The following is an 11996-nucleotide window of genomic DNA, read 5'->3' as shown; positions in this document are numbered from 1 at the left end:
CGGCTCAGCCGACCTTGATCTCGTTGTAGACGGGGACGCTGAAGGGATTGAGCGCCACGTGGGACAGCCGGTCGGAGTAGCCGGCGTTGCCGTTCTGGTACCAGAGCGGGACGGCGGCCATCTGGTCCCGGACGACCTTCTCGGCCTCCTGGAAACCGGCGACGGCCTCGGCGGTGTCCGTCCGGGCGTTGGCCCGGTCCACGAGCCGGTCGAACTCCCGGTCCGACCACTTGCCGTCGTTGGAGGAGGCGCCGGTGTAGTAGAGCGGCTGGAGGAAGTTCTGGATGAGCGGGTAGTCCATCTGCCAGCCCGCCCGGAACGGGCCGGTCATCGTGTGCTGTCCGATCTGTTTGCGGAAGTCGGCGAAGGTGCCGACCGGGTTGCCGACGCAGGCCCGGTCGTTGCCGAGGGCGTTGTTAACGGAGTTGCACACGGCGTCCACCCACTGTCTGTGCGAGCCCGAGTCCGCGTTGTACGTGATCTTGACCTGGCCGCCGGGGATCCCGCCGCCCTCCTTGATCAGCTGCTTCGCCCGGGCGGGGTCGTAGTCGCACGCCCGGCCGCACAGGCCGGCCTTGAAGCCGCCGTCGACGCCGAGGACCGGGGAGGTCCAGTCGGTGGCCGGGGTCCGGGTCCCGCGGAAGATCATCTCGGTGATCTGCCTGCGGTTGATCGCCATGGACAGGCCGGTGCGGACCTTCGCCGAGCCCGGCCGGTTCCAGGCCTTGTCGTAGTAGGGGAAGGCGAGGGTCTGGATGATGCCCGCGGGGGTGTTGATGTAGCGGTCGCCCAGGTCGCCCTCGACGTTCTTCAGCTGCGCGGCGGGGATGTCGTCGACGAGGTCGAGATTGCCGGCCAGGAGATCGGTGTAGGCGGTGTTGCTGTCGGTGTAGACCATGAGGGTCACGCCGTCGTTGCGCGCCTTGTCGGTACCCGGGTAGCCGTCCCACTTCCGCAGGTACATCTGTGAGCCCCTCGTATAGGACTCGACGGTGTAGGGGCCGTTGCCGACCGGCTTCTTCACCCAGGCCGCGTGGTCGGTGAAGAAGACGCGGGGCAGCGGGGCGAAGGCCGCGTAGCCGAGGGTGTCGGGGAAGCCGGAGAACTTCTGGTTCAGCCGCACGGTGAAGGTGTGGTCGTCGACCACCTTCAGACCGGACAGCGCGGGGGCGCTCTGCCTGCCGCTGTCGGGGTGGACCCTGTCGTACCCGTCGATGTAGCCGAAGAAGTAGGCGTTCTTCTGGTTGTTCCGCAGGCTCGCCCCGTAGTTCCAGGCGTTCACGAAGGACCGGGCGGTCACCTTCTCGCCGTTGGAGAAGGTCCAGCCCCGCTTGATCCTGACGGTGTAGTTCCGTGAGTCCTCGGTCTCGATGGACCGGGCCAGCCAGTTCTGGGCCCTGCCGGTCCTCGGATCGTACTTCTTCAGACCGCGGAAGATCATGTCGAGGACCTTGCCGCCCTGCACCTCGTTGGTGTTGGCCGGCTCCAGCGGGTTCTGCGGATCGCCCCAGGAGGAGCTGAGCACGGCGCCGCCGTTGGCGCCGCCGCTCGTACCGACGATCACCCCGCAGCCCGTGGCCGCGAGCGCCATCGCCAGGGCACCGGCGGCCCCTCGGACGTGCCTGCTGCCGCGCATGACGTGCCTCCTCCCTGAGCCTCGACCGATTATCCGTCGATATCGACACATACCGCGCATAGCTCACACGCACTGCCCGTTTGGGCGGCCTTTAGGGGGACACGTCATCCGAATGCAGGCACCGTCCGGCCGAAGCCCCGATGATCTTGAGTCCGCGGCGCAATAGATCTTCGGGCAACGATGCCGAAACGTTGGATTACGACGTTCCGATGTACGCATTTCGACACTCCACCGTCCGCATATCGAACTCCTTGCCCGTTTTGAGCAGTTGGTCCGATGTGAAGCACGGATTGATTACGGCGTGCTACCCGCGTAGCTACGGAACAGTCAAGCCCAAGCAAAAAACGTAAAGAGAAAACCAAGGCGGTCGAGAATTTATTGACCTTGAATGAATTGCGTTGAAAAAGTCCGGCGTAGCCCGTAGGGGAGCGCCCTGCGGAGTCATCAGACCCTCCCTTGGGCCAGGAGCAACATGACCCCCCCCAACTCCATCTGCGGCTGCCCCGCTTGAGGTGACCGACGAGGCCACTGCGAAGCTGACCGCTTCGGACGGCTCGAAGGGCAGCGAAGGCCGCTCTCCGGGACGTCTTGCTTGGAAGCGCTTCAAGCGTGACAAGACGGGCGTCATATCCGCGTACGTCGTGATCTTCTTCTTCGTGATAGCGATCGCCGCGCCGCTGATAGCGAAGCTCTACGGCAAGGACCCGTACACCACCTACGCGAGCGCGAACCCGAACCTGCTCAACGTGTTCTCGTACCCTGCCGGCCCCAACGGCGGCATGAGCTCGGACTTCTGGTTCGGCATCGAGCCCCAGCTCGGGCGGGACGTCTTCACCTTCCTGCTCTACGCGATCCGCACCTCGCTGGGCATCGCCCTCGCCGCCACCCTGCTCACCGTGTTCCTGGGTGTCGTCATCGGCGTCACCGCCGGCTACCTCGGCGGCAAGACGGACTACCTCGTGGGCCGGGTCATCGACATCCTCCTGTCGTTCCCGTCCACCCTCTTCTTCATCGCGTTCATGCCGGTGATCTACGGGCTCTTCATCGCCCCCGACGAGGACATCCCGACCTGGCTGCGGGCCACCGGCCTGATCATCGTCCTCGCCACCTTCGGCTGGGCCTCCATCGCCCGACTGCTGCGCGGTCAGGTACTGGGCCTGCGCGAGCGGGAGTTCGTCGAAGCCGCCAAGGTCACGGGCGCGTCACCGCGACGCATCGTCTTCAAGGAACTGCTGCCCAACCTGTGGACGCCGATCATCATTCAGGGCACGCTGATGCTCCCGGCGTTCGTCACCGCCGAGGCGGGCCTCGCGTTCCTCGGTGTCGGAATGATCGACCCGACCCCGGACTGGGGCGTCATGATCCAGCGCGGCGCCATGTTCTACACCGAGGACATCACCTTCATGCTCTTCCCGGGCCTGTCCATGGTGATCTTCGTGCTCGCGTTCAACCTTCTGGGCGACTCGGTGCGTGACGCACTCGACCCCAAGTCCAAGCGCTGACTCCGGCTCTTCAGGACCACGGCGACGGCGCCGAGGGTGCCGGGATCTCTCTCATCACTCCCACTTTCCAAGGCAGGAAGCCATGTCCTTCTCCCGTAGAAACTTCCTCATCGCCACCGGCGTCGCCGCGGCGTCGACCTCGGTGCTGAGCGCCTGCAGCAGCGGCAGCGAGGGCGGCTCCGGGCAGAACGACGCCCCCCAGGTCAGCGGTTCGAAGACGATCGCCATCCCGGTCGGCAGCAAGGCCGACTCGCAGGGTCCGGCTCCCGAGGTCAAGGGCGCGGTCAAGGGCGGGACGATCTACTCGCTCCAGCAGTTCGACATGGACCACATGGACCCGGCTCAGATCTACAACTCGACTGAGGCCGCCATCACCGTCCCGATCATGCGCGCCCTGACCGGCTACAAGCTGGACGACAAGGGCGGCGCCGTCCTGGTCGGCGACGCCGCGACCGACGCCGGCACCATGAAGGACGGCGGCAAGACCTGGGTCTTCACGCTCAAGGACGGCCTGAAGTGGGAGGACGGCTCCGACGTCAGCATGGACGACGTCCGCCACACCTTCGAGCGCCTCTTCGCCGCGTTCATCACCGAGGGCCCCCGCTACGTGCAGACGTGGCTCGAGGGCGGCGACAAGTACAAGGGCCCGTACACCGGTAAGAGCCTCAGCTCCATCGAGATCGACGGCAAGACCGTCACCTTCCGTCTCAACGAGGCCCGCACCGACTTCAACTACACGCTCGCGATGCGCGGTTACTCCCTGGTGCCGAAGAAGCACGACACCAAGGAGAAGTACGACAAGCGTCCGTTCTCCTGCGGTCCGTACAAGATCGGCGACCGCAAGATCGGCAAGTCGATGACCTTCGTGCGCAACGAGCACTGGGACCCGAAGACCGACTCGGTCCGCAACGCCTACCCGGACCAGTACGTCTTCCAGATGGGCTTCGAGCTCGTCGCGTCGACCGACCGCTGGATCGCGGACCAGGGCAACGACCAGTACGCGGTGCCGATCTTCAACGAGATCGCTCCCGAGCGCATCGCCCAGGTCCTCACCAAGCCGGAGCTGAAGCAGCGCGTCCTCACCGCGGTGGACACGGCCACCTACTACTGGCCGATCAACACCACCCGCATCAAGGACCTCAAGGTCCGTCAGGCCATCAACTGGGCCTGGCCGCACCAGCAGGTCCAGACGATCAACGGTGGCCGCGCCACCACCGAGATCGCCTCCACGATCCTCGCCCCGGTGACCCCCGGCTACGCCAAGTTCGACCTGTACGGCGCGAAGACGACGCCGGGCGGCAACCCCGAGAAGGCCAAGGCGCTGCTGAAGGAGGCCGGCAAGCTCGGCCAGAAGCTGGTCATCGCCTACCAGCAGTCCGACACCCAGGTGAAGGTCGCCGTCGCCGTCAAGAACGCCCTGGAGGCGGCCGGCTTCACCGTCGTCAACAAGCAGGTCGACAAGTCGACCTTCTACACCCAGATCGGCAAGATCGACAACGACTTCGACCTGTTCGGCGCCGGCTGGAGCCCCGACTGGCCGAACGGCTACTCGGTCTTCTACCCCTGCTGGAGCGGCAAGAACATCGGTGACGGCCGCAACAACTACGCCCAGCTGAACGACCCGAGCATCAACAAGGCCATCGAAGCGGCTTCGAAGATCGCGGACGTCGACGAGGCCAACAAGGCCTGGGGCAACATCGACAAGATGGTCCTGGAGCAGGCGGCGGCGGTGCCGGACTACCACAAGATCCGTAACTACCTGTACGGCTCCAAGGTCGGCAACGTCATCTGGGACAGCGCCAACACCTGCGTCGCGCTCAACAAGCTCTACGCCAAGAAGTAAGCACCTTCGAACCGTCGGGGGCGGCCATCCCGCATGGCCGCCCCTGCGGCCACCCCCCTCTACTTCCCTCCCGGCGACGGCGCCCCGTCCGGAAAGTCACGCCTCATGTTCCGCTTCCTTGTCCGCCGAGTCATCGGTGCGCTGGTCATTCTGCTGATCATCAGCGCCATCACCTTCTGGCTCTTCTACGCCGTGCCGCGTGACCCCGCCATGATGTCCTGCGGCAAGAACTGCACGCCTGAGAACCTTGAGCAGATCCGGAAGAACCTGGGCATCGACAAGCCGATCCCGGTGCAGTACTGGCTGTGGCTCGTGGGCATCTTCGCCGGTCGCAACTACGCCGGCTTCGACTACTGCAACGCCCCCTGCCTCGGGTACTCCTTCGCCAACCGTGAGCCCGTCTACGACACGATCATGGACCGGCTGCCCACCACTCTCTCGCTCGCCTTCGGCGCTGCCGTCGTCTTCCTGATCCTCGGTATCGGCGCGGGCATGCTCGCGGCCCTGAAGCAGGGCAAGTTCCTGGACAAGTTCGCCAGTTCTGCCTCGCTGCTCGGCTCCTCCCTCCAGATCTACTTCGTCGGCTACATCGCGATGTTCTTCTTCGTCGCGCAGCTGGGCTGGCTCAGCCAGCCGCAGTACACGCCGCTGACCGACGACCCGGGCGCCTGGTTCTCGGGCCTCCTGCTGCCCTGGCTGGTCCTCGCGATCATCTTCACGGCCAACTACACCCGCATGACCCGCTCCCAGCTGGTCGAGCAGCTCAGCGAGGACTACGTCCGCACGGCACGGGCCAAGGGCCTGTCCCGGGCGAACGTGTTCTTCCGGTTCGCCTGGCGCGGTGCGATGGGCCCGATCGTCACGGTGTTCGGCATCGACCTGGGTACGCTGATCGGCGGCGCCATCATCACCGAGTCGACCTTCAGCCTCCAGGGCATCGGCCGGCTCGCGGTGAAGTCCGTGGACCAGAGCGACCTGCCGATGCTGCTCGGCGTGACCCTGCTGGCGGCCGGCGCGATCGTGTTCTTCAACATCCTCGTGGACGCCGTCTACGCCTTGATCGACCCGCGGATCCGGCTCGCCTGACCTCCGCCTCCACCCCGTTCCTCCCCCGCCCCACCCGGCGATCTCTCCCGCATCACCCCCTCAGGAGCGTCCCCGTGACGAGCACCGATCAGCAGCCGTTCCTCTCCGTCAAGGACCTACAGGTCCACTTCTCCACCGAGGACGGCATCGTCAAGGCCGTCGACGGGCTCAGCTTCGACCTCATCAAGGGGCAGACGCTCGGCATCGTGGGTGAGTCGGGCTCCGGCAAGTCCGTCACCAACCTGACGATCCTGGGCCTCCACGACCGCGCCCACACCGCGATCGAGGGCGAGATCCTGCTGGACGGCAAGGAACTGCTCACCGCCTCCGAGAAGGAACTGGAGCGGCTGCGCGGCAACAAGATGTCCATGATCTTCCAGGACGCGCTCGCCTCGCTGTCGCCGTTCCACACGATCGGCACGCAGATCGGCGAGACGTACCGCAAGCACACCGGCGCCTCCAAGAAGGAGGCCCGGGCGCGGGCGATCGAGATGCTGAAGCGGGTCGGGATCCCCCAGCCGGACGTGCGGGTGGACGACTACCCGCACCAGTTCTCCGGTGGTATGCGCCAGCGCGCCATGATCGCCATGGCCCTGGTCTGCGACCCCGAGCTGCTGATCGCCGACGAGCCGACCACCGCCCTGGACGTGACGGTGCAGGCGCAGATCCTGGACCTGCTCAAGGAGCTCCAGCAGGAGTTCGGCACGGCCATCATCTTCATCACGCACGACCTCGGTGTCATCGCCGACATCGCGGACGACGTGCTCGTGATGTACGGCGGCCGGTGCGTGGAGCGGGGCACCAAGGAGGAGGTGCTGAGCAGCCCTCAGCACCCCTACACCCTCGGCCTGCTCGGCTCCATGCCGAGCCTGGACGGCCCGGTCGACGTGCCGCTGTCGCCGATCCCGGGTTCGCCGCCGTCGCTGCTGAACCCGCCCTCCGGCTGCCGCTTCCACCCGCGGTGCACGTTCGCCGACAAGGTCGCGGGCGGGCTGTGCTCCACGGAGCGGCCGCTGCTGGACGTGGTGGACGGCAGGGGATCGGCCTGCCACCTCCCGCCGAAGCAGCGGGGAGACCTTTTCGCCGACTTCGCCGCCGCCCGGCACTGACGTACACGAGACGGGATTCACCATCATGAGCAACGCGCAACCGCTCCTGGACGTCAGCGGTCTGACCAAGCACTTCCCGATCAAGGGCGGCTTCCCGATCAAGCGGACGGTCGGCGCCGTCCAGGCCGTCGACGGTCTCGACTTCCAGGTCGCCGAGGGCGAGGCCCTCGGCCTGGTCGGCGAGTCGGGCTGCGGCAAGTCGACCACCGGCCGGCTCATCACCCGGCTGCTGGAGCCGACCGGCGGCAAGATCTCTTACCGCGGGCAGGACATCACGCACGCGGGCCGCAGGGATCTGGCGCCGATCCGCTCCGAGATCCAGATGATCTTCCAGGACCCGTACGCCTCGCTGAACCCGCGGCAGACGGTCGGCAAGATCATCTCGGGTCCGATGGAGATCAACGACATCAACCCGGCCGGCGGCCGCGAGGCGCGCGTCCGTGAGCTGCTGGAGATCGTCGGTCTCAACCCGGAGCACTACAACCGGTTCCCGCACGAGTTCTCCGGCGGCCAGCGCCAGCGCATCGGTGTCGCCCGCGCGCTCGCCCTGGAGCCGAAGCTGATCGTCGCCGACGAGCCGGTCTCCGCCCTGGACGTCTCCATCCAGGCGCAGGTCGTCAACCTGCTGCAGAAGGTGCAGCGGGAACTCGGCATCGCGTTCGTCTTCATCGCCCACGACCTCGCGATCGTCCGGCACTTCTCGCAGCGCGTCGCGGTCATGTACCTGGGTAAGATCGTGGAGATCGCCGACCGCGAGGACCTGTACGACAACCCGCGCCACCCGTACACCCGGGCGCTGCTGTCCGCCGTGCCCGAGGCCACGGTGGACCAGGAGCCGCGCGAGCGCATCCGCCTGACCGGCGACGTGCCGTCGCCGATCAACCCGCCCTCCGGCTGCCGCTTCCGCACCCGCTGCTGGAAGGCGACCGAGAAGTGCGCGACGGAGGCGCCTCCGCTGGTGCAGGTGGAGGGCAACAAGCCGGGTCACCTGACGGCCTGCCACTACCCGGAGACGGCGGACGCCGTCCCCGCACCGCGCCTCTCCAAGGACCCCGAGGCGGCGGCCTGACACACCCCTTTCCGTCAGCCGCCCCCTTGTGGAGCGGACTTTCACCGGCCCATTGACCCGAGCCCATGAACGTCCGGTCCAGGGGACGAGGGCCCGTGCCTCCCCAGGCACGGGCCCTCCTCCATGCCCGGGTGAGGCCTCAACTCACCTGTACTTGTGCGGAGCTTGGAAAGCAGACCGTTCCTGACGCGCCGTTCAGCATCGTGTGGCACACTGCCGCGGTGGCAGATCACGCTTTCGCCGATCTTTCGCTCGCCGCTCTCTACGAGAGCCTCAACCCCTGGGGACCGGGTGACGACTTCTACCTCGGTCTGCTGCGGGAGGCCGGGGCCGTGCTGGACATCGGGTGCGGCACCGGGCAGTTGCTGCGCCGGGCCCGGGCCGAGGGGCACCGGGGGCGGCTGATGGGCCTCGATCCGGCCGCCGCCATGCTCGTGCAGGCACGCCGGGCGCGACCCGACGTCGAGTGGGTGCTCGGCGATGTGCGGGTGCGGCGGTGGCAGGAGGAGTTCGACCTCGTCGTCATGACCGGGCACGCCTTCCAGGCGCTGGTGCCGGACGAGGAGATCCGGGTCTGTCTGCGCGCCGTACGCGCGGCCCTCCGGGACGGCGGACGGTTCGTGTTCGAGACCCGGAACCCGGACGCCCGCGCCTGGGAACGGTGGACCCCGGACCGGGTCCACCGGGCCACCGCCGCCGACGGCACCCCCGTACGGATCTGGCACGAGGTCCGGGACGGCGGACCGCACGGGGACCGGGTGCACTTCACCGAGACCTACGCCGGCCCCCGGTGGCCCGCCCCACGGGTCAGCCACAGCGTCCTGCGCTTCCTGGACGCCGGGACGCTGGAGGGCTTCCTCGGCGAGGCCGGTCTGACGGTCGCCGAACAGTACGGGGACTGGGAGCGGGGGCCGCTCGGACCCGCCTCCCCCGAGATCATCACGGTGGCGCGGAAGGCCTAGGCGGCGCCGGGGTTCCGTGCGCCGGGCGTGATTGTGATCATGTGAGTGATCACTGGTTGACGTTCGTGGCCGTGGCGTAGGTTTTCGGCACATGCGTGCGAAGTCCTGAAGGGCCTTGTTCCGCAGGCCCGTTGACGCGTCTCCCACACCCAAGGTCCCTCACCTCGCCATGCCCGCACACATATCCCTCCGACGGTTCCGCCCGCCCGTCTGGCTGATCCCGGTTCCGTGGACCCTCGCTCTCGGTCTGTGGGGACTGTCCCGGCAGCGGAGCGTGTGGCGGGACGAGGCCGCGACCTGGATGGCGGCCCAGCGGTCCGTACCCGAGATCTGGCATCTGCTCGGGCAGGTCGACGCCGTGCACGGGCTCTACTACCTGCTGATGCACGCCCTGTTCTCGTGCTTCGGGGCGAGCACCACGACCCTCCGGCTGCCCTCCGCGCTGGCCATGGCGGTGGCCGCGGCCTGTGTCACGGCGATCGGCCGGCGGCTGGCCGGTGACCCCGCGGGCCTGGGGGCGGGTCTGGCCTTCGGCCTCCTTCCGGCCGTGCAGTTCTCCCTCCAGGACGGCCGCCCGTACGCGTTCGTCTGCGCGGGCGCCGGGATCTCCACCCTGCTCCTCGTCACCGTGCTGCAGGGCGGGGGCCGCACCGCGCGGTGGGTGGCCTACGGGGGCACCGTCCTGGTGTGCGCGCTGCTGAACTGGCTGTCCCTGCTCATCCTGCCCGCGCACCTGGCGACCCTGCTCTGGACGAGGGCCGGGCGGCCGCTCCGGGCGCGCTGGGCCGTTGCCGCGGCGGCCGCGGTCCTCGGCGCGCTGCCGTTGGTCCTGTTCAGCCGGACCCAGTCCCACCAGGTGGCCTGGATCCCGCCGCTGACCTGGCACATGATGATCGGCCCCGCGGTGCTGCTGGGACTCGGCGGGCTCGGGGCCCTGCTGGACCGGCCGGGCGCGGGCCGGCTGTCACCGGCGGCCGTCGGACTGCCGCTGCTGGCGGCGCCGCAGCTCTCCCTCATCGCCGTCTCCCTGGTCCATCCCCTGTTCCAGGAGCGGTACGTCCTGTTCGGCATGCTGGGTCTGGCGCTGCTGATCGGAGCGGCGCTGCAGGCGGCGGTACGGGCGGCGCGCCCCCGGTTCCCGCGCGCCTCGGCATGGGTCGTCCCGGTGGCGACCGCGCTGGCGTTGGTGGCGCTGCTGCCCGAGTCGCTGGCCGAGCGGTCCCCGGCCAGCCGGGTGGACGACGTCCTCGCGGTGGCCGCGGACGTCCGGAAGCTGAAACGGAGCGGGGACGCGGTGGTCTTCGTGCCGGCGGACCGGCGGGACACCGCCCAGGTCTCCCCCGACGACTTCGCCGGCCTGCGGGACATCGCGCTGGTGCGGGACCCCGTGGCGGCCGGGACGCTGAAGGGCGAGGAGGCCGGTCCGGAGCGGATACGGGCCGCGATGCTGGCGCAACGGCGCATCCTGCTGGTCACCGATGCGCCGGAGGTGGCCCCGCCGCTGTCCGGGGAACGGGACAGGACGAAGGCCGACGTGCTGAGACGGCACTTCACGGCGGTGGCGGACCGACGGGTCCGCGGCCGGCGGGTGACGGTGTACGAGCGGGGGCACGGACAGGCACCACACCCCCGGTCGTCCCGTCACCCTGTCTACGGAGCCTCCGTCTTCCCCTCCTCCAGCGCCGCGAGGGCCGGATCCAGCACGATGTCCTCGTCGCGGGCCTCGGTCGACGGCTCCTCCGGGAAGTGGCAGGCCGTCAGGTGCCCGGCCCGGTTGCCGGAGAGCTGGATGAGCGGGGGCTCCTCGGCCGCGCACTTGTCCTGCGCCTTCCAGCAGCGGGTGCGGAACCGGCAGCCGGAGGGCGGGGAGATGGGGGACGGCACGTCGCCGGCGAGGCGGATGCGCTCGCGCTGGGGCGCCTCCTCCTCCGCCAGGGTCACCTCGGGGACGGCGGACAGCAGGGCGTGGGTGTAGGGGTGGCGCGGGCGGGCGTAGATGGAGTCGCGGTCCCCCACCTCGATGATCTTGCCGAGGTACATGACCGCGACGCGCTGCGAGAAGTGCCGGACGATCGCGAGGTCGTGGGCGATGAAGACGAACGCGATGCCGAGTTCGTTCTGCACCTTCTGCAGCAGGTTGACGACCTGCGCCTGGATGGAGACGTCCAGCGCGGAGACCGGCTCGTCGGCGACGATCAGCTTCGGCTCCAGGGCGAGCGCCCGGGCCACACCGATGCGCTGACGCTGGCCGCCGGAGAACTCGTGCGGGAACCGGTTGTAGTGCTCGGGGTTCAGACCGACGATCTCCAGCAGCTCACGGACGCGCGCCTCGCGGCCGCCCGCAGGATCGATGCCGTTGATCTCCATCGGACTCGAGATGATCTTGCCGACCGTCTGCCGCGGGTTCAGCGACGAGTACGGATCCTGGAAGATCATCTGGATCTCGGAACGGATCGGCGCCAGCTGCTTGCGCGTCGCGTGGCTGATGTCCCGGCCGCGGTAGGTGATCGTGCCGGCGGTCGGCTCCAGCAGGCGGGTGATCAGCCGGCCGGTGGTCGACTTGCCGCAGCCCGACTCACCCACCAGCCCGAAGCTCTCCCCCGCCTGCACGGTCAGATCCAGGCCGTCGACGGCCTGGACGGCGCCGACCGTCCGCTTGATGGGGAAGCCACCCTTGACCGGGAAGTGCTTGACCAGCCCGGAGACCGTCAGCAGCGGCTCCTGCGCCGTGCCGGCACCGGCCTCACGGGTGGCGGGGAGGACCAGGTCCTCTTTCATGACGGTTGTCC

8 protein-coding genes and 1 pseudogene are annotated in these 11996 nt (G+C 68.4%); 7 read left to right on the top strand and 2 right to left on the bottom strand.

Annotated features, from left to right (window positions below; all coding sequences use genetic code 11):
• Positions 1 to 4: 4 nt before the first annotated feature.
• A complete protein-coding gene (locus tag FHS34_RS22700) occupies positions 5 to 1636 on the bottom strand; it encodes a peptide ABC transporter substrate-binding protein (RefSeq protein ID WP_184968308.1) in 1632 nt (543 codons plus the stop codon).
• Positions 1637 to 2148: 512 nt separating this feature from the next.
• On the opposite strand from FHS34_RS22700, the gene FHS34_RS22695 reads away from it, so the two are divergent.
• The 7 genes and pseudogenes from FHS34_RS22695 to FHS34_RS22665 all read left to right on the top strand — a co-directional run.
• A complete protein-coding gene (locus FHS34_RS22695) occupies positions 2149 to 3138 on the top strand; it encodes an ABC transporter permease (RefSeq protein WP_184968306.1) in 990 nt (329 codons plus the stop codon).
• Between the two features lie 82 nt (positions 3139 to 3220).
• Complete coding sequence (locus FHS34_RS22690) at positions 3221 to 4981, top strand: ABC transporter substrate-binding protein (protein WP_184968304.1); 1761 nt, start codon at positions 3221 to 3223, stop codon at positions 4979 to 4981.
• A gap of 105 nt (positions 4982 to 5086) precedes the next feature.
• The gene (locus tag FHS34_RS22685) at positions 5087 to 6067 is read left to right on the top strand and encodes an ABC transporter permease (RefSeq protein ID WP_184968302.1); all 981 of its coding nucleotides are present in this window, start codon (positions 5087 to 5089) and stop codon (positions 6065 to 6067) included.
• Between the two features lie 74 nt (positions 6068 to 6141).
• Positions 6142 to 7176 (top strand): ABC transporter ATP-binding protein, encoded by a 1035-nt coding sequence (locus tag FHS34_RS22680; protein ID WP_184968300.1) that lies wholly within the window; start codon positions 6142 to 6144, stop codon positions 7174 to 7176.
• A gap of 25 nt (positions 7177 to 7201) precedes the next feature.
• Complete coding sequence (locus FHS34_RS22675; protein ID WP_184968298.1) at positions 7202 to 8245, top strand: ABC transporter ATP-binding protein; 1044 nt, start codon at positions 7202 to 7204, stop codon at positions 8243 to 8245.
• 221 nt (positions 8246 to 8466) lie between these two features.
• A complete protein-coding gene (locus tag FHS34_RS22670; RefSeq protein WP_184968297.1) occupies positions 8467 to 9207 on the top strand; it encodes a class I SAM-dependent methyltransferase in 741 nt (246 codons plus the stop codon).
• A 169-nt stretch (positions 9208 to 9376) separates the two neighbouring features.
• Positions 9377 to 10813, top strand: a pseudogene (locus FHS34_RS22665) (glycosyltransferase family 39 protein); the annotation flags it as partial.
• A gap of 44 nt (positions 10814 to 10857) precedes the next feature.
• Here the strand turns inward: FHS34_RS22665 and FHS34_RS22660 are convergent.
• Entirely contained in the window at positions 10858 to 11985 is a 1128-nt protein-coding gene (locus tag FHS34_RS22660; RefSeq protein WP_184968295.1) for an ABC transporter ATP-binding protein, read from the bottom strand.
• Positions 11986 to 11996 lie beyond the last annotated feature (11 nt).

The organism is Streptomyces echinatus (assembly GCF_014203595.1).
Classification (GTDB): Bacteria; Actinomycetota; Actinomycetes; order Streptomycetales; family Streptomycetaceae; genus Streptomyces; species Streptomyces echinatus.
The sequence above is the reverse complement of the archived record's forward strand: the minus strand, read 5'-3'. Positions and strand labels throughout refer to the sequence as shown.

Coding starts and splice junctions, on each gene's coding strand:
- FHS34_RS22660 (WP_184968295.1), bottom strand. CDS start 11,985: ATGAAAGAGGACCTGGTCCTCCCCGCCACCCGTGAGGCCGGTGCCGGC.
- FHS34_RS22700 (WP_184968308.1), bottom strand. CDS start 1,636: ATGCGCGGCAGCAGGCACGTCCGAGGGGCCGCCGGTGCCCTGGCGATG.
- FHS34_RS22675 (WP_184968298.1), top strand. CDS start 7,202: ATGAGCAACGCGCAACCGCTCCTGGACGTCAGCGGTCTGACCAAGCAC.
- FHS34_RS22685 (WP_184968302.1), top strand. CDS start 5,087: ATGTTCCGCTTCCTTGTCCGCCGAGTCATCGGTGCGCTGGTCATTCTG.
- FHS34_RS22690 (WP_184968304.1), top strand. CDS start 3,221: ATGTCCTTCTCCCGTAGAAACTTCCTCATCGCCACCGGCGTCGCCGCG.